33 protein-coding genes are annotated in these 26,012 nt (G+C 37.7%); 24 read left to right on the top strand and 9 right to left on the bottom strand.

The features are described 5' to 3' along the window. Positions 1-16 precede the first annotated feature (16 nt). Positions 17-1,528: a methyl-accepting chemotaxis protein gene (locus ACNHOZ_RS11690; protein WP_255902004.1), complete on the top strand. Its 1,512-nt coding sequence runs from the start codon at positions 17-19 to the stop codon at positions 1,526-1,528. A 142-nt stretch (positions 1,529-1,670) separates the two neighbouring features. On the opposite strand, the gene ACNHOZ_RS11685 is transcribed toward ACNHOZ_RS11690, so the two are convergent. Continuing rightward, a complete protein-coding gene (locus tag ACNHOZ_RS11685; RefSeq protein WP_048019439.1) occupies positions 1,671-1,883 on the bottom strand; it encodes a cold-shock protein in 213 nt (70 codons plus the stop codon). A gap of 231 nt (positions 1,884-2,114) precedes the next feature. Between ACNHOZ_RS11685 and ACNHOZ_RS11680 the strand changes: the two genes are divergently transcribed. From ACNHOZ_RS11680 to ACNHOZ_RS11665, 4 genes are all read left to right on the top strand, one after another. Continuing rightward, the gene (locus ACNHOZ_RS11680) at positions 2,115-2,987 is read left to right on the top strand and encodes an STAS domain-containing protein (protein WP_063247475.1); all 873 of its coding nucleotides are present in this window, start codon (positions 2,115-2,117) and stop codon (positions 2,985-2,987) included. Positions 2,988-3,131: 144 nt separating this feature from the next. After that, entirely contained in the window at positions 3,132-3,266 is a 135-nt protein-coding gene (locus ACNHOZ_RS11675) for a hypothetical protein (protein ID WP_255906673.1), read from the top strand. Between the two features lie 338 nt (positions 3,267-3,604). Beyond that, positions 3,605-4,762, top strand: coding sequence for a ParM/StbA family protein (locus ACNHOZ_RS11670; protein WP_255902002.1), 1,158 nt, complete (start codon positions 3,605-3,607; stop codon positions 4,760-4,762). A 15-nt stretch (positions 4,763-4,777) separates the two neighbouring features. After that, positions 4,778-5,482, top strand: a complete 705-nt coding sequence (locus ACNHOZ_RS11665; RefSeq protein WP_255902001.1) for a hypothetical protein — start codon at positions 4,778-4,780, stop codon at positions 5,480-5,482. A gap of 172 nt (positions 5,483-5,654) precedes the next feature. Here ACNHOZ_RS11665 and ACNHOZ_RS11660 read toward each other — a convergent pair whose 3' ends face one another. After that, positions 5,655-5,966, bottom strand: a complete 312-nt coding sequence (locus ACNHOZ_RS11660; RefSeq protein ID WP_255902000.1) for a hypothetical protein — start codon at positions 5,964-5,966, stop codon at positions 5,655-5,657. 223 nt (positions 5,967-6,189) lie between these two features. Next, positions 6,190-6,717, bottom strand: a complete 528-nt coding sequence (locus tag ACNHOZ_RS11655) for a cupin domain-containing protein (RefSeq protein WP_033580183.1) — start codon at positions 6,715-6,717, stop codon at positions 6,190-6,192. Positions 6,718-6,992: 275 nt separating this feature from the next. Here ACNHOZ_RS11655 and ACNHOZ_RS11650 point away from each other — a divergent pair, with 275 nt between their 5' ends. The 3 genes from ACNHOZ_RS11650 to ACNHOZ_RS11640 all read left to right on the top strand — a co-directional run bounded on the left by ACNHOZ_RS11650 (position 6,993) and on the right by ACNHOZ_RS11640 (position 8,238). Then, positions 6,993-7,181, top strand: a complete 189-nt coding sequence (locus ACNHOZ_RS11650) for a hypothetical protein (protein WP_028414680.1) — start codon at positions 6,993-6,995, stop codon at positions 7,179-7,181. Between the two features lie 242 nt (positions 7,182-7,423). After that, positions 7,424-7,600, top strand: coding sequence for an aspartyl-phosphate phosphatase Spo0E family protein (locus ACNHOZ_RS11645; RefSeq protein WP_230683488.1), 177 nt, complete (start codon positions 7,424-7,426; stop codon positions 7,598-7,600). Between the two features lie 248 nt (positions 7,601-7,848). Next, a complete protein-coding gene (locus ACNHOZ_RS11640; RefSeq protein WP_033580184.1) occupies positions 7,849-8,238 on the top strand; it encodes a MerR family transcriptional regulator in 390 nt (129 codons plus the stop codon). 77 nt (positions 8,239-8,315) lie between these two features. On the opposite strand, the gene ACNHOZ_RS11635 is transcribed toward ACNHOZ_RS11640, so the two are convergent. After that, positions 8,316-9,377, bottom strand: coding sequence for an NAD(P)-dependent alcohol dehydrogenase (locus tag ACNHOZ_RS11635; RefSeq protein WP_028414678.1), 1,062 nt, complete (start codon positions 9,375-9,377; stop codon positions 8,316-8,318). A gap of 197 nt (positions 9,378-9,574) precedes the next feature. Continuing rightward, positions 9,575-9,835, bottom strand: a complete 261-nt coding sequence (locus ACNHOZ_RS11630; RefSeq protein WP_049165740.1) for an HPr family phosphocarrier protein — start codon at positions 9,833-9,835, stop codon at positions 9,575-9,577. Positions 9,836-10,057: 222 nt separating this feature from the next. Here ACNHOZ_RS11630 and ACNHOZ_RS11625 point away from each other — a divergent pair, with 222 nt between their 5' ends. Further along, complete coding sequence (locus ACNHOZ_RS11625) at positions 10,058-10,789, top strand: nucleotidyltransferase domain-containing protein (protein ID WP_255901997.1); 732 nt, start codon at positions 10,058-10,060, stop codon at positions 10,787-10,789. A 74-nt stretch (positions 10,790-10,863) separates the two neighbouring features. On the opposite strand, the gene ACNHOZ_RS11620 is transcribed toward ACNHOZ_RS11625, so the two are convergent. Continuing rightward, positions 10,864-11,607 (bottom strand): SDR family NAD(P)-dependent oxidoreductase, encoded by a 744-nt coding sequence (locus ACNHOZ_RS11620; protein WP_255901995.1) that lies wholly within the window; start codon positions 11,605-11,607, stop codon positions 10,864-10,866. A gap of 117 nt (positions 11,608-11,724) precedes the next feature. Between ACNHOZ_RS11620 and ACNHOZ_RS11615 the strand changes: the two genes are divergently transcribed. After that, complete coding sequence (locus tag ACNHOZ_RS11615; RefSeq protein WP_243494941.1) at positions 11,725-12,567, top strand: LysR family transcriptional regulator; 843 nt, start codon at positions 11,725-11,727, stop codon at positions 12,565-12,567. A 107-nt stretch (positions 12,568-12,674) separates the two neighbouring features. On the opposite strand, the gene ACNHOZ_RS11610 is transcribed toward ACNHOZ_RS11615, so the two are convergent. Further along, on the bottom strand, positions 12,675-13,004 hold the full coding sequence (locus ACNHOZ_RS11610; RefSeq protein ID WP_045290877.1) for a four-helix bundle copper-binding protein: 330 nt from the start codon (positions 13,002-13,004) through the stop codon (positions 12,675-12,677). 182 nt (positions 13,005-13,186) lie between these two features. Between ACNHOZ_RS11610 and ACNHOZ_RS11605 the strand changes: the two genes are divergently transcribed. The 13 genes from ACNHOZ_RS11605 to ACNHOZ_RS11545 all read left to right on the top strand — a co-directional run bounded on the left by ACNHOZ_RS11605 (position 13,187) and on the right by ACNHOZ_RS11545 (position 22,110). After that, entirely contained in the window at positions 13,187-13,903 is a 717-nt protein-coding gene (locus ACNHOZ_RS11605) for a DUF4396 domain-containing protein (RefSeq protein WP_255901991.1), read from the top strand. 120 nt (positions 13,904-14,023) lie between these two features. Next, positions 14,024-14,407, top strand: coding sequence for a DUF302 domain-containing protein (locus ACNHOZ_RS11600; RefSeq protein ID WP_028409477.1), 384 nt, complete (start codon positions 14,024-14,026; stop codon positions 14,405-14,407). Positions 14,408-14,573: 166 nt separating this feature from the next. Continuing rightward, positions 14,574-15,185, top strand: a complete 612-nt coding sequence (locus ACNHOZ_RS11595) for a DUF421 domain-containing protein (RefSeq protein WP_063247464.1) — start codon at positions 14,574-14,576, stop codon at positions 15,183-15,185. 243 nt (positions 15,186-15,428) lie between these two features. Further along, entirely contained in the window at positions 15,429-15,848 is a 420-nt protein-coding gene (locus ACNHOZ_RS11590; RefSeq protein ID WP_048019462.1) for a GNAT family N-acetyltransferase, read from the top strand. A gap of 200 nt (positions 15,849-16,048) precedes the next feature. After that, positions 16,049-16,606, top strand: a complete 558-nt coding sequence (locus ACNHOZ_RS11585) for a DUF2975 domain-containing protein (RefSeq protein ID WP_048019463.1) — start codon at positions 16,049-16,051, stop codon at positions 16,604-16,606. A gap of 10 nt (positions 16,607-16,616) precedes the next feature. Further along, positions 16,617-16,823, top strand: coding sequence for a helix-turn-helix domain-containing protein (locus tag ACNHOZ_RS11580; protein WP_048019464.1), 207 nt, complete (start codon positions 16,617-16,619; stop codon positions 16,821-16,823). Positions 16,824-16,945: 122 nt separating this feature from the next. Continuing rightward, positions 16,946-17,257, top strand: coding sequence for a hypothetical protein (locus ACNHOZ_RS11575; protein WP_255901986.1), 312 nt, complete (start codon positions 16,946-16,948; stop codon positions 17,255-17,257). Between the two features lie 53 nt (positions 17,258-17,310). Next, a complete protein-coding gene (locus tag ACNHOZ_RS11570) occupies positions 17,311-17,574 on the top strand; it encodes a YesK family protein (RefSeq protein ID WP_063247463.1) in 264 nt (87 codons plus the stop codon). Positions 17,575-17,637: 63 nt separating this feature from the next. After that, positions 17,638-18,363, top strand: a complete 726-nt coding sequence (locus ACNHOZ_RS11565) for an ABC transporter ATP-binding protein (protein ID WP_063247462.1) — start codon at positions 17,638-17,640, stop codon at positions 18,361-18,363. Continuing rightward, a complete protein-coding gene (locus ACNHOZ_RS11560) occupies positions 18,360-19,187 on the top strand; it encodes an ABC transporter permease (RefSeq protein WP_048019468.1) in 828 nt (275 codons plus the stop codon). Before ACNHOZ_RS11565 ends, ACNHOZ_RS11560 begins: the two co-directional genes overlap by 4 nt. 13 nt (positions 19,188-19,200) lie before the next feature. Then, a complete protein-coding gene (locus tag ACNHOZ_RS11555) occupies positions 19,201-19,974 on the top strand; it encodes an ABC transporter permease (RefSeq protein WP_048019469.1) in 774 nt (257 codons plus the stop codon). Between the two features lie 7 nt (positions 19,975-19,981). Further along, on the top strand, positions 19,982-20,659 hold the full coding sequence (locus ACNHOZ_RS11550; RefSeq protein WP_033580353.1) for a response regulator transcription factor: 678 nt from the start codon (positions 19,982-19,984) through the stop codon (positions 20,657-20,659). After that, positions 20,647-22,110 (top strand): ATP-binding protein, encoded by a 1,464-nt coding sequence (locus ACNHOZ_RS11545; protein ID WP_447697126.1) that lies wholly within the window; start codon positions 20,647-20,649, stop codon positions 22,108-22,110. Before ACNHOZ_RS11550 ends, ACNHOZ_RS11545 begins: the two co-directional genes overlap by 13 nt. 233 nt (positions 22,111-22,343) lie before the next feature. Here ACNHOZ_RS11545 and ACNHOZ_RS11540 read toward each other — a convergent pair whose 3' ends face one another. Beyond that, complete coding sequence (locus tag ACNHOZ_RS11540) at positions 22,344-23,210, bottom strand: alpha/beta fold hydrolase (RefSeq protein WP_230683489.1); 867 nt, start codon at positions 23,208-23,210, stop codon at positions 22,344-22,346. A 257-nt stretch (positions 23,211-23,467) separates the two neighbouring features. Here ACNHOZ_RS11540 and ACNHOZ_RS11535 point away from each other — a divergent pair, with 257 nt between their 5' ends. After that, positions 23,468-24,925: a S8 family serine peptidase gene (locus tag ACNHOZ_RS11535; protein ID WP_275210964.1), complete on the top strand. Its 1,458-nt coding sequence runs from the start codon at positions 23,468-23,470 to the stop codon at positions 24,923-24,925. A gap of 92 nt (positions 24,926-25,017) precedes the next feature. On the opposite strand, the gene ACNHOZ_RS11530 is transcribed toward ACNHOZ_RS11535, so the two are convergent. Then, complete coding sequence (locus ACNHOZ_RS11530; RefSeq protein WP_394553924.1) at positions 25,018-25,842, bottom strand: hypothetical protein; 825 nt, start codon at positions 25,840-25,842, stop codon at positions 25,018-25,020. Positions 25,843-26,012: the final 170 nt, after the last annotated feature.

Raw genomic sequence — 26,012 nt, 5'->3', positions numbered from 1 at the left:
ATAGAAAGGGATAAATATGAATAAACATAAGTTAATGGTTGTTTTATCAAGCGGAGCAGTGATACTTTCTCTGCTCATACATATCATTCATCGTATTTGGCCGATGGAGATGTCCGGCATGTCGATGGAACATAATTCAGCGCCAGGCGAAGTGTCATTGATCTTTTTGATGCTTCCTATTGTTTTTCTTGGTGTGCTGCTTGTACTGTATGTTAAAAAGCATGAGCTAGTACCTGCGTTTGTGACGCTAACGCTCACGTTTTCAAGCATCAGCACGGTTATAGGCGGAGGAGGAATGGTTGAGTATCACTTTTCAATTTTTATGGTGATAGCCATTCTTTCCTACTATGAAAATGTAAAGCTATTATTGTTAATGACGGGTATTTTTGTCGTCGAGCATCTAGTGGGATTTTTCGTGCCATTTTTTACACCGATTATTTTCGGAGCGTCTTCTTATTCCTTTTCGATGCTTTGCCTTCACGCCGCTTATCTGATTTTTACATCAGGGGCAACCGCTTGGCAAATTACTTCAAAGAAAAAATACACAGAACAGCTTCAGCAGCAAAATAAACAAAAGCAGCATATTATTTATGACATGATGAAAAAGCTGCATGAAACGAATGGTCAGGTAAGACAAACGGTTGCTGACTTAAAGGAAAGCTTAGAAGAATCGCAAGCAGCGAGTCATCATACGACGGCTTCAATGCAAGAACTAGCCGCAGGAGCGGACCAGCAGGTAATAATGGCTCAAAAAAGCAGTGAGTTTCTAGAAGAGATGACGCAAGGCGTAACCAAAATAGCCGAGGCTTCAGCGGCAGTCAGCGAAGCTTCTGATCAAACAGCAAATGAAGCCGTGCAGGGAAAAGAAAAAATTCAAGAAGCCATTCAACAAATTCATACAATCGATTCTTCTGTTCAGCATGCAGCTAGCGTTATTCATCAGTTAAAAGAACGTTCTGCAGAAATCAACGATATTATGAGTGTGATTTCAGGCATTGCTGCACAAACAAATCTACTGGCGCTAAATGCTGCAATTGAAGCAGCGCGCGCAGGCGAAAATGGTAAAGGGTTTGCGGTCGTAGCAGCGGAAGTTCGCAAACTTGCAGAACAATCCAATCAGTCAGCCGAACAAGTAGCAAGACTCATTCAGCATATTCAGCAAGAAACGTCTCAAGCCGTAGCATTTATTCAATCAGGAACTGCTGATGTAAAAAACGGTATTTTACTAGCCAACGAAGCGGAAAATGTTTTTAATCGAATCGCCGACGCATCTACGTATGTTCATGAACAAATTCAGCAAACGGCTGCTTCCGCACAGCAAATAGCAGCGGGATCTACGCAGGTGCTCCATGCCGTCAGCGAGATGACCTCTTTTGCGAACCAATCAGCCGCAAGCAGCAGCAGTATTTCTTCCGCTTCCGTGCGTCAGCTGCAATCACTGCAGACTATCGACCAAACGGCGGAATTTTTAAGTGAGTTAGTTGAAGAGCTTGGCAGCGTAACGGAAAAGTTAGCGAAGCAAGCGTGAGTGAGGTAGATACCGCTTATATAAATTTATGTAAACAACATAAAAAACACCTCTTTCGCACAAAAGTCGAAGAGGTGTTTTTGTATTCGAAGAGTATTCCATTGGACAGTCTACCCATAACCTGTATGTAATTGTCACTTTATCAGTCAACTGGATGTACTTTTATAGCGCTGGGTCCTTTAGCTCCTTCTTGGATTTCAAACTCTACTTTTTGTCCTTCTGACAGGTTTTTATATTCCTCACGGTCGATCGCATTGGAGTGAACGAACACTTCTTTTGATCCGTCCTCGGTTGTGATAAATCCAGATCTTTTTGATTCGTTGAACGATTTAACGGTTCCTTTATGTTTGCTCATTGATAAATCCCCCTTATAAGTATAGAAATAATTTCTTAATAGGTTTTTACCCAAACGCTGAAATCTCAATCATTTTTATGGTCGTTATACCGATTAGAAGAGTAGGGAAGAGCAAATAGGGAGGGCTTAACAATTTTTTCATTTCGGTTATATTTTTATATTGTCTGTGACATAACTATTGTTATAAAATGTAATCGTTAATTCTGCTAACTAAAGGAGATAAAGAAAAAAATGAGGGATGAGTTGTTATATATTGGGAAGAAAATTATCGATAATAAACAGGAATTAGCGATACAATTTTCTGATCTGATGGACTCTGAATATAAGCGGAAGCTTGTTTACCATGAAGAAAGCGAAGTTTTAAAATGGAGAGCAGAACTCATTGAGTATTTAGGCGAGTCGTTATTCGAAGAGCACTCGGTCGTTTTAAAGAAAATCATTCAGTGGGGTACAGATATAGGAAAAGTGGCTGTGGAAAACGGACTTTCGTTGAGTCAAACGTTAAAATCACTCGCGCTGTTTCGAACAGTGATATGGGGTGTTTTTACAGAAGAGCTGCAGCAGAAGCAGTTTGCTCCTATTACGATGCTTGATGTAAGTAAAAAAATTGATCCGATGCTTGATCAGCTTAATCATATATTTGTCGAAATTTACGAAGAACATAATACCGAAACCATAAAACGCGCTTATGCAGCGCTAGAAGAATTATCAGTTCCCATCGTTCCTCTTTCTGAAGGAATCGCTGTGATGCCAATCGTTGGACAAATTGATACGCATCGTTCGCAGCTTATTATGGAAACAGCCTTAGAAAAAAGTGCTCAGCTGCAGCTGAGTTATTTAATATTTGATATTTCAGGTGTTCTGATCGTCGATACGATGGTAGCGGACAATATTTTTCAAATTGTAAAAGCTTTACAGCTTATCGGCACTAAAACGATGATTACCGGAATACGTCCGGAAATTGCGCAAACCGTTGTTGATTTAGGCGTCGATTTTGGAACAATCAAAACAAGAGCGACGTTGGAAAAAGGTCTTGAAGAAATAGGCTTCAGTAAACTGCCAGAAAATCCGCAAAGAAAACCGAACAAATGGCTTTTTCAATAAATAAAAAAAGTAAGAGGCTTAGACAAAGTATGTTAGTTGAAGTCAAACCCGAACCATTAATTTAATTGATGGTTCGGGTTTTTTTGTTGTTATGGTTGTTGTTATGGTGAACGTAGGTTTCATGTATGTAACTGCTTCTAGCTGGTGATTGGAGAGCAAGACGAAGACTCCTGCGGGAAAAGCGGAACAGGTGAGACCCCGCAGGAGCATAAGCGACGAGGAGGCTCACCGGCCGCCCGCGGAAAGCGAAGTCCTGCACGGAAATCATCAGCGGTGTAAAAAGCAGTCCAACTCATTTATCTCATTTGTTCGTCTTTCGATTGGGTTGATTCAGTTATGTTTCCATCTCTTCGTTTTCTCGTGTCTCTAAAAAATAAAAGAAAGGCTTATATTACGAAAAATTTAAGAGGAAGTCACGGCGTCACATGTTACATTCTTTGTAAAAAGGGGTACTGGTAAAAAGAAGCATTTCAAGCGCTTTTCAATTACAGTAGCCGTCTAAAATTAATTAATTGTCAATTTCGAATAACATAAATTATTTAAATACTTAGACAAACAAATGAGGAAAATATATACTTATTAGTGTTGTCACGAAAAGATAAAGGGGAGAAACAAGGATGGATATCAAACGTCAAAACGTTGATTTTGGTAACTCAATTTTTCAAACGCTAGTGGATGGTTATTACTATGAAATTCCTACAAACGTAGTAGAAATCACAAAAGATCAGGCAGAGGGTCATTTTCCTTCAAGTGTAAATGAACCGGAATTACTTCTTCAAAATTTACTGATTTCTACCACAATTGAAGGGGTTGAAAAGTATTATTTAGTAGGAGACGCCGCAGAGAAACACGTGCTAGGCAATATCCATATTAATAAGTTACATAATAAAACTGAATCTAATATTCCTTATGTGATGTTTTTAGCTTCAGTTGCTTATTACAACATACTTAAAGGAAAAGACAAAGAGGATAATCATGTGACGATTAATTTTTTCTCGACTATGCTTCCGATTTGGCTGCTTAAGAAAACAAATAAATTCAGTGAAATGCAGCAGAAGATGGCCGAACGTTTTCAAGGAGAGCATACAGTAACGGTATTGACTCCTGGGTTAGAAAAAACGGTCACTGTGAACATTGAAACGAGCAAATGCCGTATTGAAAGCGAAGTGGCTCGCTGGGCGATCAAAAAAGATTTTGAATTACAAGATAGAGAAGAAGCAAATGCATTCAAACATTTTGAAACACTAATTGTAGATTTGGGCGGAGGTACGGTTGACCTGGCACTGCTTCCTGCAGGGCTTCAAGCTCCTAAAAGCAGAAATTCGTTGAAGTGTCTTACGGATATTTCATATTTGAAGCATATTGAAAAGCTAAGAAATGAAAAGCTGCTTGAGTATTTTGATGATGTTCGTTCATTAGAAGAATTTATTATTGCCAATATCCATAAAGCAAAAATGGAGCAAAGAGACGGCAACAGCGGGAAAAAAGTCGATCTCACGGAGCCTATTCACGCTTCGCTTAGAGAATACACGCAAATTTTATTAACAAAAGTTGAAAATCTATTTCCATCGCCAAAAGATAAAGTCTATAAATATATTTATATTGGAGGACTGGCTCCTATCCTTCAACAGTTTATTGCAGAGCAGATTGATAACATGTACGGGGAAGAAATCAGAGAAGAAAACCATCTTTTCTTGCCGGAGACACGAAAGTTAAATTTATACGGTCTTGAAATTTTAAGCAGACATGAAACAAACGCAGCGGTTCACGCTTAAAAAGGGGGAGCATACATGAGTCATCAACACACTCGCCTTAAGGAAGCACTAGACGATTGGTACGGTCAGCTAAGCTCCCAGGTGGCTGCACCATTTTACTTATTATCAAATGCGTTTCTAACAGCTGGGAATCTATCAGCAGATATGATGGGAGCAAGGGGAAAGACCGTAAGTAATAGAGATGAACATGCAAGTTTTACAATTGAAACTGCTGACATTCCGTCAGAAGTGTCTTCATTTCTAAAAGAAAAACAGCAGGCAAACGAGCTGCAGGACTATATAGTGAGGCTCATACAGCAAGACTTGCAAAAAATGAATAAAAAAGATGAAGTCGAGTCGCTCGTTCATTCACTTCGAAAAGAGCTGTTGGGCGAAATTGACTTGCTAAAACAAGAAATGAATTCACGTTTTGCTGCAAATCGTGAGGAGTATGAGTCTAAGCAGTCAAATGAACTTCAGGATTATGTAGCGAAGCTTGTGGAACAAAACGGGCAGAAAGACAGCCGCGAAGAAGATTTTCAATCGTTAGTTCATTCATTGAGAACCGAGCTGTTAGGAGAAATTCACTTGCTTAAAAAAGAGCTTGGCTCTGCATCAGCTCCTTCTTATAAGCAGCTGAAACCCGTTACGGATGAGGAAGAAACGTTTAAAGAAGGTCAGTTAATTAAAAGTGAAAAAGTGACCGGAACCATTCAAGAAGATATCGATGTAGATTTCTAAACAGAAAGTAGAGGCGTGCTATGCCTCTACTTTTATTATTTTTCTATTAAAAATGGAGCTGGGGCAAAAGTATTTTTGCTAAAGGAAGATCCGAACGAGTTTGATTCTTGATTGTGAATCCAACTTGTACGGAAATTAACAGCGGTCCGATGTAAAAGCTTTAGCGTATACATCATAAATCTTTTTGGTTTCTTTTTAGCTTTTTTCGAAAATATAAGCAAATATCAAATGTAACGATGGTACAAATACTGCATTTTATCATAAACCAAAATAGAGCTTCGTTTATGCCAAATCCGCCAATCGAAGCTTTTAGTTCATTTAGCTGCCTGAGAATTAAATTTATGTCGTTTTCATAGGCCACAGTAAAAGATTTAATCACAAGCATGGTCATAATGACTGCTTCTACCGATATATATAGAACTTTTCTTGCTAGTTTAAGGGAAGGATTTACGTTTGATTTAGGAATTTTATAAAATAATTTCATCGCCCGTTTGCCTTTCAGTTATTTTAAGCTGTTTAAAAAGGTTCGTTTATTCTATAATTCTTTCTTTGGCTATAAAATCCTTTATGTATAGCAAGTTAAAAAAAGCCCGCTAGAAAAGGTCGTACACCGATTTTCTAGTGGGCTTCTTTAGTCAACATCTGTCTATTCACTTAGTATTGATCCTGAAAAAGCGTTCCAATCCTGCATAACGCTCTGCTTATTTTTAATGTTCTTCAGCCAGAGCGTTTGCTTTTGTCACATGAACTGTACCGAATGGGTGGTTTGGAGGAGCGTAGATGGAGTAAAGTTTTAGCGGAGTGGTACCGATATTGGTGACATCATGCCACGTTCCGGCAGGGATAAATATCGCATCATCATCGTAGACTTTTCGTTTAAAGGTTAGATTGTTTTTACTTTTGCCCATTTGAACAACGCCTTGCCCTTGTTCAATACGCAGGAATTGATCAACGTTAGGGTGGATTTCTAAGCCGATATCTTCACCTGGCTTTAGACTCATTAACGTCACTTGTAAATGTGTTCCCGTCCATAAAGCAGTGCGGTACGTATTGTTTTGCTTTGACGCTTCATTAATGTTAATCACAAATGGCCTTGGTCCGTAGTCCTTTAATTTACCGTTTCTTTGCTGAAACTGTTCGCTGGTGTGATAGTGATTCGGCACATAATAACTATATGGCTGCCAGCCGTAGTACACTGGGGTCTGCCACTGATGATAATAAGGTGCATAGTGCATACTCATTCTCCTTTTCTCGTTTCATTTTTCTTTTCATCCTATGCTTTTGTCAAAACGGTTGATACCATTTGCCTTTTTGTCCGCGGTCTTTATCCACTTATTTTTTGCCCAAATCATGTAATTAATGATTTCTCTGAGCTCTTTGATTGTTTTTCGGTGGTTAAAAAATACTTTCATCACTTTAATACGATAATTCAGTAAAAAATATATCGTATGAAAACGTTTTATTTGATATAATTTTAGAAGATGAAAATTATTTTAAAGGGTGACGTTCATTGAAAGAAAAAAAACTTCAAGAATTAACTGAACATCTTAATAATTTATTCAACAATTTAATTCATGGATCTATCACAGAAGGTGAATTTAATGAGCTGTCCGAAGAGCTTTACAGAAAGCAAACGAGGCTGCGCTATGAGATAGAGTGTGAGAAAGGTTCGTATTACCGAGAATATTTTAAAGGCTAAGGCTTTGTATTAGACTGCTTTATAAGAAATAAGAAAAGACCTCCATTTAGGGGGCCTTTTCTTCACTTCTAGTAGTAAGTGGAGTGATACTTTCTATTTCAATAAGTATATTAGTATATTTACTTCATAAAAAATACAGCTGTTGAAGGTCTAAAACTCGCTATTCACCCCCAAAAACCTGTATGATAGGTTTAAGATTGCCGCATATGAGATATATGTATAGTAAAAAGGGGTGATGAGCTGTGAAGTGGTATAAAGGAGTTGTCATGCAAGTCTTAATGACAGAAATCGAAACAGCAAGAGAGAACATGGTTATGTTAGGACTTACAGAAGGTCTTACAAGTCGTAATACAGTTCGAATCAGTCAAACCCTTGATTATTTATTAAATGAACTAAGTAAAGTGATGGCCGCAGATTAATCGTATTTTATATAAAAATGAAAAGAGCTGCTGACTTCACGGCAGCTCTTTATAAGTTGCCTTAACGTTTACTTTAATGTTTATAATACTATTTATACAGTTACCTCATAGTAAAGAAAATAGCGGAATCTACTATATATATCGTATAGTAGAAACCTAGAAGATGAGTTGAAAGCACCCGTAAAAAGGGAAGCTTGGATACATAAAGCAAACGCCGTACTAAGAATGGCGATGGAGGGTATAGTGGAATGGAATATCATATTAAAGAGGCCGCTGCAAAGGTAGGGCTGCCTACGCATACGCTTCGATACTACGAACAGCAAGGGCTTTTGCCTTTTATAAAAAGAGACGAAAACGGAAATCGTATTTTTAGCGAGTCTGATATCGAGTGGCTGGAATTTATTATTTGCTTACGAAAAACAGATATTTCCCTTTTAGAATTACGTAAAATTGTTGAATTAACACAAGAAGGTGATGATACAATCGGTTTGCGCAAGCAGATATTTGAAAAGCATAGAGAGAAAATGATGGAAAAACAAAGAGAGCTGGACGCAGCTTTTAGAAAAGTGGAAACAAAAATCGACTACTATGATAAATTAGAGCAAAAGTATCAGGAAGAGCTTTCATCTAAAGCCTAATTTACCGTTTGTTTTTTATTTTATAAAGAAATAAAAAGCGGGCAGCTAATCCAATTAGCTGCCCGCTTTTTTAAAACTTATAGTGTAGAAATGTCAATAACAAATCGATAGCGAACGTCGCTGCGAAGAACGCGCTCGTACGCTTCGTCTACTTGATTTGCATCAATGACTTCAATCATAGGAGCAACGCCGTGTTCAGCCGCAAAATCAAGCATTTCTTGTGTTTCACGAATGCCGCCTACAAGTGAACCAGCAATGCTGCGACGTCCCATGATAAGAGAGAATACGCTGTATTGATCTGGGTTAGCAGGTGCGCCCACGTTAACAAGCGTTCCATCTACGCGAAGTAAAGATAAATATTGATCCACGTTCAAGTTAGCCGATACCGTGTTTAAGATAAGGTCAAAACGACCAGCTAATTCAGTAAATGTCGCTTCATCACTTGTTGCAAAATAATGATCCGCACCAAAGCTTAGCGCTTCTTCTTTTTTATTGTTAGAACGGCTTAATACCGTCACTTCAGCACCCATTGCATGTGCAAATTGAATCGCTACATGTCCAAGGCCGCCCATTCCCACGATCGCCACTTTTTTGCCAGGACCAGCATTCCAGTGCTTTAATGGAGAAAATGTTGTAATCCCTGCGCATAGAAGCGGACTTGCTGCATCCATACTTAAGTTATCAGGAATACGAACAACGAATCCTTCTTTTACGACGATTTTTTGGCTGTAGCCGCCGTATGTACGGTTTCCGTCGTAATCCAATGAATTGTACGTTTGAACAACGCCTTTTGTACAGTATTGCTCGTCACCGTTCACACAGTACTCGCACTCTCCGCAAGAGTCAACGAAACATCCAACGCCTACGCGATCGCCAACCTTGTATTTTGTTACGTTTTCGCCAACCGCTTCAACCACTCCTGCGATTTCGTGACCAGGAACCATCGGGAACATCCCGCCGCCCCACTCATCAAATGCACTATGAATATCAGAGTGACAGATACCGCTAAACTTAATATCAATTAAAACGTCGTCTGCTCGCAGTTCTCTGCGTTCAATTGTCGTATTTTCAAATTTTGCCTTTGCGTGCGGTGCACTTAAAACACGTGATGTTGTTGTATGTTGATGATTATTACACATAAGTAAAAACACAATCCTTTCGTATTAAACATAACCAGTTGCTACTAAACGTGCATTCACTGACTACGCTTGATGTATTTAAAAACTACAATACTAGCTTAAACGTTAAAGTCGACTTTAAAGCAAGAGTTTTTTGAAAAAAATTTCGTTCTATGACTTTATGAAAAAAGGAAAGGAAGGAATAGCATGGCAGCTTTCTATCTATGTTTAGTTAAAAGAAATTCTTCAAGGGTGCGAGCGGCAGCTTGTTCATCAACTCCATTTGTCAGCAGTGTTATTTCATCTCCTTTCTTAACAGCCAAAGCCATTACCTTCATGATGCTTTTTCCACTTACACATTTTCCGTCTTTCCCAAGAAAAATATCACTTTGAAACGAACACGCTTCGCGTACAAACAAAGCTGTATGTCTAGCTAGAAGTCCACCGGAAAGTTGCACCGTTATTCTTTTAATTAGCATAGTGTTTCCCCTTTTTTGTATTTTAAAAACTATAAAACTAGCTTAAACGTTAAAGTTAACTTTAAGGCAAGGGGGAATTTGGATAAAAGAGTCATTTAAATGACGGTAACTAAAAGTAAATACGGTAGACATGTTCAGAAAGGTTAAATAAGAACTGATTGTTAAAGGAATTTCCACGCTCTAACTAGAAAAACAATAGATATCATTTTCTGGAGGAATACGATGAAAGAGATAAAAAGGTTAGAACCGTTGCAAGCAGCTACACAATTTATTTCTAAGCATTATCCTAATTGTCAGGGGGCATTACTTGCCGGAAGCGTAGTCAGAGGCGAAGCTACACATACGTCCGACCTTGATCTTGTTATTTTTAACGATAGCTTTACCTCTTCTTTTAGGGAGTCACTCATTGAATTTGGATGGGCCATTGAAGTTTTTGCTTATAACCTGGCTTCATACCAAGTCTTTTTTAAAAGCGACTGTAAGAGGGCTAGACCGTCACTTCCAAGAATGATTTCCGAGGGAATTATTTTAGTGGATAAAGGAGTAATCCAGTCTATAAAAAAAGAAGCGAAACACTTACTTGAAAAAGGCCCGGAAAAATGGTCGGAAGAGACGATTAGATTAAAAAGATATTTTATAAGCGATGCGTTGGATGATTTAATCGGTTCTTCAAATACAGGTGAAGCCCTTTTTATTGCCAACAGCCTCGCTTATATAACGCACGAATTTGTATTAAGAGCAAACGGTCATTGGATCGGGGATTCTAAATGGATTGTCCGGTCTTTGAATCACTATAATGAACGCTTTAGTAAAGAGTTTGTAGAGGCATTTGATACCTTTTATAAAACAGGGAGTAAAGATAAAGTGATTCAACTGGTTGATAAAGTGTTAGAACCATATGGAGGCCGGCTGTTTGAAGGGTTTTCACTGGGGAAAGAGAGAGCCAATCAGTAGCATAGTGCTTATTATAACCCCACTACTATTTCTTTCTAGTAGTGGGAATTATTTTTTGGAATATTTTCATATGCTTAAAGAGTTTGTCCGTTATCAATCGTAAACACTTGGCCCGTCACGGACTCTTGTTTTAACTGAAAAAGAATAGCATCTGCGATATCTTCAGGAGAAGAAATGCGCTGAAGAGGTAGGTTTCCTGCCAGCTGATACATTTTATCTTCGTTGCCAGACCACCATCTTGTATCGACTGCACCAGGAGAGATACAGTTTACTCGAATATGGGGGGCTAAGGCAATCGCTAACGACTTCGTCATCGTATGAATCGCTGCTTTTGTTGCTGCATAGGGAATGGAAGAGCCAATTCCAGTTTTGCCGGCAACACTTCCTACATTAACAATCGCCCCTGACTTTTGTTTTTTCATATGTGGAACGGCTGCTTTTACACAGTGAAACATGCCTTTTACGTTTACATCATATAAAGAGTCCCATACGTCATCCGTTGCAGACTCTAAGTCATGCATCGGGATTTGAGCAGTAATACTAGCGTTATTCACTAATCCATCTAACCGTCCGAATTGTGTAATCGTTTGATGAATCATTTCATTCACTTCGTGCTCGTTGGCTACGTTCGCTTTAAAAGCAAATGCGATGCCTCCTTTTTCAGTAATCTCCTTCACAACTTTTTTCGCTTCTGTTTCTGAGTTGCTGTAGTTTATCACAAGTTTTGCGCCTTTATCGCCTAGCTTTAAAGCTGTTGCTTTGCCTACACCAGTGCCGCCGCCGGTAATAATAAATATTTTATTTTTAAAATCGTTCATTTCTCTTAACCTTCCTTTCTCTCAACATCTTTTATTATATCTTCGATGAAAAAAAGGATATAATAGGTAATACTAAGAGAGGTATCATTTAAAATGATAGCAACGGAGGAATTAGAATTGGAAAGCCAAGACTTACGAATATTCAAATGCGTGGCAGAAGCAAAGTCACTATCAAAAGCTGCGGGGGTATTAGGGTATGTGCAGCCGCATATCAGCCAGCGGATTAAAAATCTAGAGGAAGAATTAGACACCAAATTATTGATACGTACGAATCGAGGAGTTACGTTAACAAACGAAGGGGAAGCTTTGTTTGACTACGCACAGCGTATTTTACGTTTAATGGAGGAAGTTAAAGCAGAAGTTAATCCGAATAAGTTTAAAAGATCCTTGATTATTGGTGCCTCGCAGACGGTTTCCGCTATTAAAATTCCTTCTTTATTCTCATCTTTTCTGAAAGAACAACAAAATATTGAAGTTAAAATAAAAACAGATAGAAAACAAGCCTTACAAGAAATGCTCTCGTACGGAGAAATTGACGGACTTTTTCTTAGCGGTATCTATAATGAGGCTCAGTTTGAAACGGTTTATCACTATGCAGAAAAAATGGTGCTTATTTCACCTCTATCCGCAGAGAGAGTAGAAACAGGTCAACTAACGTTACTCATTAATAGTGATGTAAACTGCATCTATAGAAACAGACTATTAGCGTTTTCAAAAGAACATCATATACATAAAGCCAATATTATGGAATTTGATTCATTAGAAGCTATTTTACAAGGCGTTCGTGATGGAATAGGCATGAGTGTAGTCCCGGCTAGCGTAGTAAATTCTCGTGGTGATATGAAAAGCATTGAATATCAAGAGCTTTCAGAAGACGTTCATATTGATTTTGTAGTAAAGAAAGGGAAGCAGCGCTCTCAAAGTCTTAAAAAGTTTATTCATTTTTTAGGGAGTCTATAGATTCTGTCCTGAGGTGGCGTGATGTCTTCTCTTTTCCAATACATTAAAAAGAACCCTTAATGCCTGAAATGCGCTTCAAGGGTTCTAGCTTTCTTATATTCCAAAGATTATGCAGCTAATTTTCTACATTCATCCGCGCATTTCAAGCAGGCCTCTGCACATTTTTGACAGTGGTCATGATCGTGTTTCTTACACTCGTTACCGCATTTTTCGCAAATTTCAGCGCAAACTCCTGCTAGTTCGGCAACGAAAGGCGTTCCTCTTTCTAAAGCTTGTTCCAAATATCCGCAAATATCTGCACATTCTCGGTCAAAACGGATACAGTCCACCATCATCCCTACATTTTCTTCCTTTAGGCAAGCATCAAAACATTGGTTGCAGGCACTCATACATTCATGCAGCGTTTGAATAACAGTTTGATAATTTTCGTTAGACATTGTAAAATTCCTCCTTATTTTTTCTTCTCTCTATTACATTAGACTATAGTTTAGTTTAGTAAACATAATAAACATAAGAGTGCTGTAAAACTTATTAAGTAATGAGCAGTCTCTCTTTTTACGTTTAAATATAGGGGTGGAGGGTATGTGGTTGATAGATAAATCTTAAAGGAGTGTAGCACATGAGCTGGCTAGAAATACTTTCTTATATCGCTATTGCAATCGGAATTATTCAATTTTTAGTTATTACAATCGACGTGATCAGGCATCCGCAGATGATGTTTGTGATGAATATTGTGTGGCCTATTACGGGGCTATATTTTCCTGTCGCCGGGATATGGTTTTACTTTAAATTAGGGCGTAAAGATCGAAAAAAACACGATCATGCTCATCATTCCTCTGATCATACGCATGATGCTCATGAGGGTGATCATCACGAGCACCATCATAGTGAAAAGCCTTTTTGGCAAAGTGTTTTTGTATCGACTACGCACTGCAGCAGCGGGTGCTCGATTGGAGATTTAATTGGTGCACCGATTGTATTTTTAACAGGCTGGACGATTTCCGGAAGCGTACTTTTTGCGGATTACGTAGCGGAATTTATTCTCGCTTATATAGCGGGAATTGCTTTTCAATACTACGGCATGAGTATGAAAGATAATAGCTCAAAAGAAGAGTTGAAAAACGCGTTAAAAGCGGATACGTGGTCCCTTATTGCCTTTGAAATCGGCATGTTTGGCTGGATGGCTTTATCACATTATGTCTTTTTTACACAGGCACCCAAACCAGACAGCGCGGTCTTTTGGTTCATGATGCAAATCGCCATGATTATTGGCTTTTGTACAAGCTATCCAGCGAACTGGGTACTTGTTAAAAAAGGTGTAAAACATGCAATGTAATTTTACTTGGGGCTACTGCCGTTGATATCAGGTTTAAAGCTACAGGATGGGGCAGAATAGTATCGACTCCGAGTTTCGTCTAAAAAAGGAAATCATTTTAATTTAACAGGAGGAGATTTGATGTTTGATTACACGGTAAAAACATCGAAAAGCTTAGAAGAAGCGATTAGTTCTCTAGAAGAAAACTTAAAAAGCGAAGGGTTCGGTGTGTTGTGGAATTTTGATTTAACTGCAAAGCTACAGGAAAAAGGGCAGGACTTTCATACACCGTTTACAGTATTAGAAGTGTGCAATCCGAAAGAAGCTCAGCGTGTTCTTTCGCAAAACCTTTTAGTAGGATACTTTCTGCCTTGTAAAATGGTTGTATATCAAGATGGAAGTGAAACAAAGATTGGCATGCCTAGACCTACGGCAATGATTAATATGCTTCATAATGAAGAGCTTCAACGACTGGCAGAAGATATTGAAACAAGGTTAATCCGCTGTATTGATCAATCGGTGTAAGTGTTACTCAGAGAAAAAATATCAAAACAAAAAGATATCTGAGGGGTATCTTTTTGTTTTTTAATCTTATTAAGATATGAGAAGTGCAAACGGAATTTTTGATACATGAATAATTTGCTTTCAGTTGCCTACTCTAAAAGCAAACGGTAATAAAAAGGATGATAGTATGAATTTTATCTGGCAATCTGTAATCTTGATTTTATCGGGAATATTATTACTAAGAATAGCGGGGAGAAAATCGATTGCTCAAATGACGCTCGCTCAAACGGTCGTTATGCTTTCTCTAGGTACCATCATCGTGCAGCCCATTGTTGAAAAAAGTATGTTAAAAGCGATTGGCGGCGCAGCTATCTTTGTTCTTGCTATTTTAGTTTTAGAGTATTTACAATTAAAATTTAATGGGTTTGAAAAATTTCTGACAGGTAAGTCTAAAATCGTTGTAAATAATGGTCAATTAGATACTAAGCAGCTTAAAAAATTACGTTTAACCGCCGATCAATTAGAAATGAGATTACGAAATGCAGGCATATCAACTATAAAAGATGTTAAAACCGCAACAATTGAACCAAATGGACAGCTAGGGTACGAACTTCAAGAAGATGCAGAGTCTTTGACTGTAGGTGACTTTAAACAGTTAATGAAGGTATATATGTCATCCTTTTCTCAAACAAATGGACCTTCGCAAGATTTACATAACGAGGTATCGTCTAACCCTTCTTCAGATATATTTGAAGAAATTAATCACGGTTCTAAACCAAACCCTAAATACCTTCAGTGATACAGTCACTAAAAAAGACGGCTTTTTCATATAATAATTATTAAGTAAATGAGCATAGTTGTTTTAGGTTCAAATCGCAGATGATTTGAACCTTTTTTGGGATTAAACTCAGAAGCTAACGTTTATAAATCATTACCACTATGTAGGATGGTTTTTATCGTATACATACTTGTAACGATCTACCAAGGACTTTTGTTTTTGAAAACAGAAATAGTTTATAAAAAAACAAAAGGAGTAGATTCTATGAAGGTTTCTTTTTCAAATTCTATAGAAAATGTTGAGTGGTCGAGAATGAAAGAAATTTATCACTCGGTAGGATGGACGAACCATAATGAAGAAAAAATTAAAAAAGTATTTCAATCAAGCAACGTAGTAACGATTGCTTATGATGAAGATAACATAGCAGGGTTTGGCAGAGCTCTTTCAGACGGTGTGTTTAATGCTGCGATTTATGATGTTGTTGTTGATGAGCATTATCAAAACAAAGGAATTGGACAGAAAGTTATAAAAAATTTGCTTGCTCAGCTTGACGATATTTCCTGCGTTCATCTTGTTTCTACAGCAGGTAATGAAGAGTTTTATAGAAAAGCAGGATTTCGGAAAATGAAAACCGGAATGGCTCGTTATTTAAATCCTTCTTTAGCGGAAGAGTATTTAGAATGAGCGATGTCTAAGATCATCGCTTATATAAATTAGCTTTATATATCCATATATAATTACAATAGAACTTCTTATTTTTTATCTAAAACGACTATTATTTATTAAAAAAGATATAAAAATTATTGTTTTTCGATAAATAATTGTTGATTTCCTTATATATACATGGTAAATTAATCCTAACAACAGTTATGGAGGATGTTTACATGAAACGAACAAATGGTTATCGAATTCTTTTTTATCTGGTCAACACGTTATTTTGGTTTAATATTTTTGTAGCAGGTATTATGGGCATGCTGGTTATTTATCTTCATTTTGACGACTCAATCTTACAGAACTCATCTTTTAATTTATCATTAGGAAAAGGATTGTTTGATATTAAGCTGAATGAAAGTCCCGATACAAAATTAGTCCAAATTTGGGTTCTGGCCTTATTGATTTCTTGTTTTCTATCGATTGCAATGCTTTGGAATTTTAAAGTATTATTTAAAAATGCAGCTAAGGGAATTATCTTTGTTTCAAGTAACACAAAAGCCATTTTTGCAACAGGTATTATCTTTTTAATAGGATCGTTTGCAGCTGGAGTTCCCAAGTTTTTTATAGCAGCTAAGTTAGCTCCTTTATTAAATGTCAAACATGGAACTATTACTATTTCATACTCAATAGATGGTATTCTGTTTATAGCAGCTGTTTTTATTCTTCTTTTAGGGGCCTTCTTTAAAAAAGCAGTTGCAATTGCCCAAGAAAATGAACTTACTATATAGGAGGTCAGAGATGATTAGAGTCAATTTAGATGTCATGATGGCCAAAAGAAAAATATCTTTAAATGAACTAGCAGATCGAGTAGGGATTACTAAAAGCAACCTCTCTATCTTAAAAACTGAAAAAGCGAAGGCCATACGTTTTACTACGTTGGAAGCCATTTGTGCAGTGCTAGATTGTCAGCCAGGTGACATTTTAGAATATGTACCAGATGAATAAAAAAAGAGGACGTAGATAAAATCTATGTCCTCTTTTTCTTTCTGGTGTTGAGAATTTATAATTTGTATATTTCAATTTAGTACTATATGGTATTATTTTCTTTAGTTAGGAGGGTATTTGAAATGAGTGTTTCCAAAGAAAATAAGCCGATTTTATTAACCGTTATTTTGCTGGCAGCTGCGTTTGTTGTATTTTTTGCAAATCGGCTGCTTCCCCAAAATTCAATTTTTCCAAGTGAAACCGGTGATTTGACCACTCTGCTGTGGCTGTTTTTTGCGATAGATATTGGCTTTATTGTGGCGTTAGTTTTAGGAGTTCAAACAAATAAGCCGAGCGTCGTGTGGTTTAGCATTATCACAAACAGCATCTTTTTTGTGTTGCTTTCTAGCTTGATTTTTTTATTAGCGATTGCAAATGGAATTTCTGAGCCGTAAGTTTATTATTTTTATTATAGGTGAATGATTAGGATTTAGAGAGGTTGATAGGTATGATGATAGGCGGTCCTTTACTGATTGCCCTGCTGCCAGGTGTACTTATACTCATGTTAACTTGGCTGTTCAGAAAAATGAAATGGAACAAGGTCATTAGAATGCTTCCTTCAATGCTAACCGTTATGGCTGCCGCTGTGTTTGTTTATATTGGCTATGTAGAAGTAAGAGGGTTTGAAGGCGCTGGCTATTTGTTTTTATCCGTATGTTTACTGTTGTTTGCGACTGTTGCATTTATCATTGCCAAAAAACCTGTAGGATAATTTTTATAAACTTTATAAATTCTTTATAAATCCCTCCTATACTACGTGTAGGGGGGATTTAAGATGAAAAATATTATTTTAGAGGTAAAGAGCGTTTCAAAAAAAGTGAGACGTCGTCACTTAGTTAAAGAAGTATCGTTTCAAATTGGGGAAGGAGAAATATGCGGACTGTTAGGGCCAAACGGAGCTGGTAAAACGACGTTAATTCGTTTATTGACGGGGTTGATTAAGCCAACTGGGGGAGAAGTTTTTATTACTAATAAACCTATTGTTTCACAAAGAAAAGAAGCGCTGCAAAGCGTTGGTGCAATTGTGGAGTCGCCCATCTTTTTTCCTTATATGACGGGAAAAGAAAACCTGACAAATTTAGCTCGATTGCATCCATTTTCAACAAAGCAAGAAAGGCAGCAAAGAGTGAAAGAAGTGCTTGATATTGTGGGATTAACCGGCAGAGAAAATGATAAAGTTCGAACGTATTCTCTTGGGATGAAGCAAAGGCTCGGTATTGCTCAAGCACTCCTAGGCGACCCGGACTTATTAATACTAGATGAGCCAGCCAACGGCTTAGATCCAATGGGCGTACGTGAACTGCGCGAGCTGCTTTTTACCTTAAAACGTGACTATAACAAAACGATTCTAATCTCTAGTCATTTACTGGATGAATTACAGCGAGTATGTGATCAAATTGTGGTGATGAGAGAAGGAGAGCTAATGTGGGACGGCGCTTTAGATCAGTTAGCATCCGGTAAAAATCTTGAAGATGCGTTTGTAGAGCTGGTGTCGCAATGAAGGAGCTGTTAGTAGCGGAGTGGGAAAGACTTTGGAAACGAAAAGTGGCCTGGCTGACCTTTTTGTTAGTGCCGGTGGTGCTGTTAGTTGCTTCTTCTTATCTCCAAAAACAAAATGGAGCACTCACAGTCGATTTACCACAGTATACGTTTGCGGGAAACTTTCCTGTGCTGAGCTTAGCCGAAATGTTATTTACAGTTTTTAATGCCATGTTCTTAGTTTTTATTACGCTCGTGGTTACTGAAGAGTACCGGTCAGGACAGCTGCGAATGGTCATGATCCGCTCGTATTCGTTTAAAGAAATTATCATCGCAAAGGCCGCAGTGATTTTGCTGTTTAATTTACTGTTTTTTATCACGTATTTCTGTGTGAGCTATGCGATAGGCTTTCTAATGTTTGAACACCCGCAAAGCTACTTTGTATTTTATCACAGTCATACTTTTAACATAAAAGAAGCGCTAGTATATAATCTTGCATTCTATGGATATGCCTATTTAACGACGATTGCAATATGCTGTGTGCTGTTTTTTATCTCTGTTATTAGTAAAACGACCACTACAGCTGTTGGAATTGGGGTTGCTTTTATACTAATCTCGTTTTCGTATCCGACTTTACTAAGAGGATTTAGGCAGTGGATGAGTGAAGAGTTTTTTGGACAGCTGTTTTTCACTTCCATACCGATGATTCAATGGCAGGGGATCACAGTCATGATGGCAGAGAAACCGCAGTTTGTAGGCTGGAATTTCGGCGTTTTAGGTTTTTATATTTTATTTTTTGGCGGTTTAACATATGTAGCTATTCGAAAAAAAGAATCGTTTCTATAAAAGGAGAGAAGACATGATGACAGGACTTTTTATCAGTGAATTAGAGCGAACGTTTAAACGGAAAAAGACAGCAGTGGTACTAGGTGTGTACATAGGATTACTTGCTTTTATTTGGTTCTTTTTCTTTCAAAGGGGAGGCATTTCATTTTTTGATGCGGCTCATGACGTAAAAATTGATTCTTTAAATTCAGCACCACTGCTTCTTCGAGACCTATCGTTTGTGATTACGTTTATTGTTATTCCTATGTTTGTGGCAGATAGTTTTAACGGCGAGTACACGTCCGGAGCGCTACGTATGGTATTAATTCGGCCGCATCATCGTTTGAAGCTGTTTTTTGTAAAGTGGGCAGTTCAATGTTTACTAGTTTTTATTATTCTTTGTATTACGTGGGTAGTGGGGACATGTCTTGGAAGAATGGTTATGCCTCATGTGAATGAAACGACGTTTTTAGGCGGACATACGCTAGGGACTTTAGGGGCGTTACTATATTCGTTGAAATTTTACGGCATTTGTTTTTGCATCTTTATAGCGGTTATTAGTATCGGGAGTATCCTGAGTGTTCTTATGCCTAATTCCATTTTATCTTACGTCGCAACCATTGGTGCTTTAATTGGAAGTGTGTATGTGTCAGATAAACTAAGCTTCTTTTTCTCCGTAACCGATTCTGTTTTTCATGAATTAAGCAGGCCAAACTCTGAATTTTTAGTGAACCTATTATTTCCAATTTTGCTTATTAGCCTTATAATAAACCTATTCGTATGGAAAAAGAAGGAATGGGTAGGGTGAGATGGAGATGAAGCAAACAATTTTACTAGTGGACGACGAAAAAGACATTATTTCATTTATGAAAGATGCGCTCCAAGATGAAGGATATGAGGTGGTGTTTGCTTACGAAGGGCAAGAAGCGTTAACAAAGTTAAAAATAAATCCAGACTTAATTGTGCTGGATGTGATGATGCCAGGCATGGACGGCTTTGCACTTTGTGAAATGATCCGAAAAAGCATATCGTGCCCCATTATCTTTTTAAGCGCTAAACAAACGGAGCAGGACCGGGTAAAAGGACTATTAGTGGGTGGAGACGATTACTTAGTTAAGCCCTTTAGCATGAAGGAACTAAAAGCCCGCATTTATGCCCATCTGCGCCGAGAGCAGAGAATTAACAGTAACTCCTATAACAGGCTTCATTTTGGAGAGTTAACCATTGATTTAAACGGCTATCAAATTTTACATAGCAATGAAGTGATTCCGTTTACTTCAAGAGAATTTGAGATTATTCATTTTCTGGCTCTTCATCCAGGTCAGGTTTTTACACGCGAGCAGCTTTATGAAAAAGTTTGGGGCTACGACGCGGAAGGAGATTCGTCTACGATTACGGAACACGTAAAGAAAATTAGAGCAAAACTATTAAAATATGACGAAACGCCTTACATCTCAACCGTTTGGGGAATTGGCTACAAATGGGTAAAATAAAAAAATGGATGAACCGAGCAACATTAAAAGCGCAGTTTGTGTTATCGTTTCATTTAATCTTACTGTACAGCCTGCTTGCGACGCTTTTAACGTGGGGCATTGTGATTGCAGTAAACTGGTTTCTTATGCCTGGAGCACTGAATCCCGCAAATTATTATGAAAAACAAATTCCTGGTATTCTTCAGTTCGTAAAAGAAAAAGAAGATGCGCTCCTTTCAAGAGATGCTAAAAATCAAGTAGAATCGGTTATTCCGCTAGAAGGAATGGATTATCAAATTATAAATAAAAAAGGGCAAATCGTATATGGATCCATGTCCACTTCATACATAAAAAATAAACGGGATTTTTACTCTCAGGTCAATACCAATATCCGCTCAGGTAAATACATTATAAAAGTTTATCCGCTTTTTAATTCAAAAGACGAAGTAAACGGGGCGATTGCGCTACGGTATCAATTAAATATGGCCTCTGCTAATCCGAATATTAAATGGATCGTTGCGCTTGTCACATTTGTATCGCTAGCCAGCCCGTTTCTTTACTTTTATTTGTTTGCTTATTTGTTTGGAAGACGATTTAGCAAAAAAATTGAACGGCCTTTTAATGAGCTGATGACCGCAGCTAAAAATATTCAGCATAATAATTTAGATTTTTCGCTGTCCGTCACTCAAGACGCCAAAGAATTAAGTCAGCTGCTTCATGCCTTTGAAGAAATGCGAAAAGAATTAAAGCAATCGTTAGCTAAGCAGTGGCAGCTAGAAGAAGACCGCAAAGATATGACGGCTGCGATTGCGCATGATTTACGAACGCCTCTTACGATTATTCATGGACATACGGAAATTTTAGTAGAAGGAAGCAAAAGAGACCCGGAGAGGCTTAATCGATATTTACATACGATTTACACAAATACACAGCGTTCGATTCAACTGTTAAATCAGCTGCAAGAAGTATCTGTCATAGAAAATCCGGGCTTTACCGTAAAGAGAGAGCTAATCGATATAATCTCATTTGTTCACGAGAAAGCAGACGAGTTTCAGCTTTTATGTCAAAAAAAAGAGATTGCCTTTTTACCTTCGGTTAGTGAAGCAGAAGCATTAAGTCAATTTTACGGAGATCCTCAGCGTATTTCTCAAGTGCTAGATAATATCATTACAAACTGTATTCGCTACACGCCTGAACGAGGGGAGATAGGGTGGAATACCGTCATTCATCATAACGAAGTAATCTTTGAAATACATGATACGGGTCCCGGCTTTGCGTTATCGAACAAAGAGCAGGTGTTTAAAAAGTTTTACAGAGAAGATGCGTCGAGAACAAGCGGCCACGGAAACTTGGGGCTAGGTCTTTATATTGCTCATTCTATTGTGAAAAATCACGGAGGAAGCATCACAGCCGATAATAAAGAGACGGGAGGGGCATTATTTAAGATTGTTCTTCCGATGGGAAAGAAGTAAACGCATAAAGAAGAACCCTCAAAAAAGAGAGTTCCAAAAAGGGTAAGTAAGAAAGAAATGTACATGTTCCTTTGGGGGGACTGCATCTGTACAGTAAAATTTATACCCGGTATGCACTTGTTAAAACGTTGAAAAATAAACCAATCATGTAAAAAATAGATGAAATCAGCTTTTAGCATTTAAAAAAAGACTGCAAAACGGCGGTATACCGTATTCTGCAGTCTTTCTCTCGTTTATTTGCTTAAAAACTCTCTCATAAATTCATTCACTTTTTCTGGCTGCTCATGCTGAGGAGCATGCCCTACACCGTCTAAGCGGTGAATCGTTACGTTTGGAACGTACTCTTCAATTCCATCTAAATTACTGTTTTCAAACGCTTCATCTGCATTTCCCCATACAATTAAAGTCGGAGAGTGAAATACTTTATGCGGAAGGGCAACAGGTTTATGAACGCGCTCTTCAAACGGATAAAGAGAAGACGCACGGTAGTAGTTAAGCATGGATTTCATCGCATTCGGCTGATTCCACGCCTCTACGTATTTAGCTTCTTCTTCTTTTGTTAAATAGCCTTTTTTGATGCCAGGCTCCGTCAGCATGTTTCTTAGCTTTTCACTATTATTTGCGAGTAGCTCATCTTGAGAATTTGGCTGTTGGAAAAAGCTCATATAGCTGCTTGCTTCTCGTTGAGCAGGGTTTTCAGCAAGCTCTCTTATAAATGTATAAGGATGCGGTGCATCGAACATCACTAACTTTTTGACATACTGCGGATACGTATAAGCAAATGCCCATGCTACAGCGCCGCCCCAATCGTGTGCTACTAACACACACTCTTTTTCACCAAATGCTTCAATTAACTGTTTTACATCTTCCATGAGAAGAGGCATGCTGTAAGAAGAAATTTCTTCTGGCTTATCTGATAAGTTATAGCCTCGCATATCTACAGCTACCACGCGATAATCTTTGGAAAACTCTTCCAACTGATGGTGCCACGTGTACCAAAAGTAAGGGAATCCGTGTAAAAACAGCATAAGCTCGCCTTCACCTTTTGTTACATAATGAAGATTTACATCATTTACTTTTACATAACCGTCTTTAAACATGTTACTCATCCTTTCGCTTTTAACCTTTATTATAGAAAAACTTTACTCTTTATTAGTTGATGTATCAAACAATAAGGTTTCCTTACGCTATAAATAAGCTATAAAGCTCTCTTAAAACCCTTATTTTGGTTATTATTTGTGAAATATAACCACAGTTTTATTTTGAATAATCTTAATCTATTAGAAAAACTTGGAATTTAAAAGAGTATGTAATAAGATAGTATATGATAAATATTTCCATATATAGGAGGAGACATATGCAAAAGAAAATTCTACATACGGTGCTTTCACTGGCAGTAGGAGCAGGAATATTTGCTGTTGGCGGAGTTCCTACTCAAGCTAAGAGTCAAGATCAAAAGGTAAGTAACACATACACAATCGCTTTTAAAAATGGATTGCCAGACAACTATCAAGAGATTATTCAAAAAGCTGGTGGCAAAGTGACTAAAGCGCTTCCTGAAGTAGGAGGGATAGAAGCTCAATCTGAACAGGCTTCTTTTCTTAATAATTTAAAAGGGAATTCTTCGATCGAAGCTGCTAATAGAGAAATTCCTCTAAGCTTGGACAAAACATCAGGTAGTCCTTATAACTATCAGTCTAATATTATCAGTTCACAGAATGTAGATAATTATTGGGACTCTCAGTGGGATATTCAACGAGTGACAAATGGCGGAAAATCTTATGATGTAGAAACAGGCGGATATAAAAATAAAGACGGTAGTACAACTCATAAAGCAGTGGTGGGAGTAATTGATACGGGTATTGATGCATCTCATCCTGATTTAAAAAATAATATACTAGGTGGACGTAATCTTGTTCCGGCTGGAATGGACGAATCTGAAACTGGAGATCCCGCAGATATAAAAGATCGCAATGGACACGGTACGCATGTTGCTGGGATCATTGGAGCGAATGGAAAAGTAAAAGGAGTAGGACCAGAACTTGGAATACGTTCTTATCGCGTACTGTATTCAGAGCAAGCTCTTGGAATGCCTGCTTGGATTATAGACGGAATTATTGCCGCAACCAATGATAAAGTCGATGTGATTAATATGTCTCTTCGTTTCTATAATAATAACAAGATGACTATTGAAGGAGAAAGCTATAAATCAATTGCGGAAACACTGCTTTGGAAAAGAGCCATTCAGTATGCCGTGAAAAATGGCGTAACGGTCGTAGCCGGTAGTGGAAACGAAAGTTTAAATTTAGATAATAAAAAGGAAGTAAACGACTTTTTAAATACCTTGTATGAACCATATGGTATAAGTGTCAAAGGGCCAGCAACTGTCGTACCGGCGCAAATGCCAGGAGTAATTAATGTTTCGGCTTCCACAAAATGGTCGACTCGGCAGCTTGCTTTCTACTCTAATTATGGAAACAGCGCCATTGACGTGGCGGCTCCAGGAGGAGATTTCGGAGAGAAATATGCAAAAACTAATGATCCTGCAACAGCTGATCCAAACAATTTAATCCTAAGTACATGGCCGACTTATTTAGGGACTTCCTATGAGTTAAACGCCGGTACTTCCATGGCAACTCCTCAAGTAGCTGGAATTGCAGGAGTTCTTAAAGCAGCTCATCCTGAGTATAAACCCGCTCAAGTAACAGCACGTATTAAGCAAACAGCTGTTGACTACGGAAAAAAAGGACACGACGCTTTATTTGGTTCAGGAGAAGCAAATGCTTATAGAGCGTTAGAAGATATAAAGAATTAGTACTTGTAATGGATACAGTAAAAAGTCTCCCTAAAACATTGCTTTTAGGGAGACTTTTTTGAAAAATTATCATCTTGAGCATTAGTGCTTTCTTAAAAATCACCGGCCTTGGCAATTCCTAAATTAGATTCAAAGTCAGTAATGTACACACAGGCATTTGTATATTTATCATAGGAATTATAGCGAAAGTTTCTGCTTATATTATAATCTCCACTTATAGGTTTATAGGATTGAATTGATTTAATTTGATCGTTAAGAGACAAATCAAAATTATGAGTGGCTTTTTTTAATTGCTCGAGCTGGAGCTTGGTGAAACTATCGCGGTGCTTTTGGATTTCGTCTTGCATGAGCTCTATTTTATATTTAGATGCGGTGTTGATATGATTAATCGCAGGCCCCATATCTTTTTTTATTTGTGCTTCGGAAGAATGAAAGTGTTTATCATCAAATGAGTCTAACACGTTACTGCTTTCTTCCGAAGTTTTTGTTGCATCTATAACGTCATGCATATTGTTCATGAGCGTAACTTCATAGATCGTCTTGCTTGAATTGAATTTTTTATAGGATGTTACATACTCTTTTTCTGTTAAAGTATCTACGTCTTTTGCTAAGTGGGCTATGCTTTTTTTTAGCTCGCTATCACTTTGTGTTTCTACTTTTGACGTACTATTAATAGACGCAGACAGCAGGTTAAAATCATTTTTGTAGCTTTGAAACGTTTTATCTTCTATCTTTCCGTCATTATTAATTAAGCGTTCGGACTCGTTTTGCAGAAATTTCAGCTCTATGGCCAGCTCTTTTTTTGCTTCGGTTTCATCTATGCTCTCATTGTTTGAAGTTGTGTGACTGCACCCCATTAATCCAAGCGCCAAAGCTATCGTAATGGTCCCAGTTGTTATCTTACTTATGTTCCTCATGTTGAAACTCCATTTCTCTTTGTTTATTACTTACTTATAAAGACTATATCATATAAATGGAATATTTATGTTTATATACTATTAAATGTTACATTTTGTATAGGTAAACTTAAAAAAGTATTATAATGGAATTTATAAAAATAGTACTAAAAGAAGATAAAGGTAATAGA

The organism is Priestia sp. D51 (genome assembly GCF_053345675.1).
The sequence above is the reverse complement of the archived record's forward strand: the minus strand, read 5'-3'. Positions and strand labels throughout refer to the sequence as shown.

What these genes read in the sequence shown, in the direction of transcription:
- ACNHOZ_RS11550 (WP_033580353.1), top strand. Translation starts at nt 19,982, where the DNA reads ATGAAGCAAACAATTTTACTAGTGGACGACGAAAAAGACATTATTTCA.
- ACNHOZ_RS11540 (WP_230683489.1), bottom strand. Translation starts at nt 23,210, where the DNA reads ATGTTTAAAGACGGTTATGTAAAAGTAAATGATGTAAATCTTCATTAT.
- ACNHOZ_RS11560 (WP_048019468.1), top strand. Translation starts at nt 18,360, where the DNA reads ATGAAGGAGCTGTTAGTAGCGGAGTGGGAAAGACTTTGGAAACGAAAA.
- ACNHOZ_RS11570 (WP_063247463.1), top strand. Translation starts at nt 17,311, where the DNA reads ATGATGATAGGCGGTCCTTTACTGATTGCCCTGCTGCCAGGTGTACTT.
- ACNHOZ_RS11575 (WP_255901986.1), top strand. Translation starts at nt 16,946, where the DNA reads ATGAGTGTTTCCAAAGAAAATAAGCCGATTTTATTAACCGTTATTTTG.
- ACNHOZ_RS11660 (WP_255902000.1), bottom strand. Translation starts at nt 5,966, where the DNA reads ATGAAATTATTTTATAAAATTCCTAAATCAAACGTAAATCCTTCCCTT.
- ACNHOZ_RS11655 (WP_033580183.1), bottom strand. Translation starts at nt 6,717, where the DNA reads ATGCACTATGCACCTTATTATCATCAGTGGCAGACCCCAGTGTACTAC.
- ACNHOZ_RS11670 (WP_255902002.1), top strand. Translation starts at nt 3,605, where the DNA reads ATGGATATCAAACGTCAAAACGTTGATTTTGGTAACTCAATTTTTCAA.
- ACNHOZ_RS11625 (WP_255901997.1), top strand. Translation starts at nt 10,058, where the DNA reads ATGAAAGAGATAAAAAGGTTAGAACCGTTGCAAGCAGCTACACAATTT.
- ACNHOZ_RS11585 (WP_048019463.1), top strand. Translation starts at nt 16,049, where the DNA reads ATGAAACGAACAAATGGTTATCGAATTCTTTTTTATCTGGTCAACACG.
- ACNHOZ_RS11610 (WP_045290877.1), bottom strand. Translation starts at nt 13,004, where the DNA reads ATGTCTAACGAAAATTATCAAACTGTTATTCAAACGCTGCATGAATGT.
- ACNHOZ_RS11600 (WP_028409477.1), top strand. Translation starts at nt 14,024, where the DNA reads ATGTTTGATTACACGGTAAAAACATCGAAAAGCTTAGAAGAAGCGATT.
- ACNHOZ_RS11565 (WP_063247462.1), top strand. Translation starts at nt 17,638, where the DNA reads ATGAAAAATATTATTTTAGAGGTAAAGAGCGTTTCAAAAAAAGTGAGA.
- ACNHOZ_RS11530 (WP_394553924.1), bottom strand. Translation starts at nt 25,842, where the DNA reads ATGAGGAACATAAGTAAGATAACAACTGGGACCATTACGATAGCTTTG.
- ACNHOZ_RS11590 (WP_048019462.1), top strand. Translation starts at nt 15,429, where the DNA reads ATGAAGGTTTCTTTTTCAAATTCTATAGAAAATGTTGAGTGGTCGAGA.
- ACNHOZ_RS11635 (WP_028414678.1), bottom strand. Translation starts at nt 9,377, where the DNA reads ATGTGTAATAATCATCAACATACAACAACATCACGTGTTTTAAGTGCA.
- ACNHOZ_RS11580 (WP_048019464.1), top strand. Translation starts at nt 16,617, where the DNA reads ATGATTAGAGTCAATTTAGATGTCATGATGGCCAAAAGAAAAATATCT.
- ACNHOZ_RS11545 (WP_447697126.1), top strand. Translation starts at nt 20,647, where the DNA reads ATGGGTAAAATAAAAAAATGGATGAACCGAGCAACATTAAAAGCGCAG.
- ACNHOZ_RS11535 (WP_275210964.1), top strand. Translation starts at nt 23,468, where the DNA reads ATGCAAAAGAAAATTCTACATACGGTGCTTTCACTGGCAGTAGGAGCA.
- ACNHOZ_RS11690 (WP_255902004.1), top strand. Translation starts at nt 17, where the DNA reads ATGAATAAACATAAGTTAATGGTTGTTTTATCAAGCGGAGCAGTGATA.
- ACNHOZ_RS11665 (WP_255902001.1), top strand. Translation starts at nt 4,778, where the DNA reads ATGAGTCATCAACACACTCGCCTTAAGGAAGCACTAGACGATTGGTAC.
- ACNHOZ_RS11605 (WP_255901991.1), top strand. Translation starts at nt 13,187, where the DNA reads ATGAGCTGGCTAGAAATACTTTCTTATATCGCTATTGCAATCGGAATT.
- ACNHOZ_RS11685 (WP_048019439.1), bottom strand. Translation starts at nt 1,883, where the DNA reads ATGAGCAAACATAAAGGAACCGTTAAATCGTTCAACGAATCAAAAAGA.
- ACNHOZ_RS11630 (WP_049165740.1), bottom strand. Translation starts at nt 9,835, where the DNA reads ATGCTAATTAAAAGAATAACGGTGCAACTTTCCGGTGGACTTCTAGCT.
- ACNHOZ_RS11680 (WP_063247475.1), top strand. Translation starts at nt 2,115, where the DNA reads ATGAGGGATGAGTTGTTATATATTGGGAAGAAAATTATCGATAATAAA.
- ACNHOZ_RS11555 (WP_048019469.1), top strand. Translation starts at nt 19,201, where the DNA reads ATGATGACAGGACTTTTTATCAGTGAATTAGAGCGAACGTTTAAACGG.
- ACNHOZ_RS11595 (WP_063247464.1), top strand. Translation starts at nt 14,574, where the DNA reads ATGAATTTTATCTGGCAATCTGTAATCTTGATTTTATCGGGAATATTA.
- ACNHOZ_RS11620 (WP_255901995.1), bottom strand. Translation starts at nt 11,607, where the DNA reads ATGAACGATTTTAAAAATAAAATATTTATTATTACCGGCGGCGGCACT.
- ACNHOZ_RS11640 (WP_033580184.1), top strand. Translation starts at nt 7,849, where the DNA reads ATGGAATATCATATTAAAGAGGCCGCTGCAAAGGTAGGGCTGCCTACG.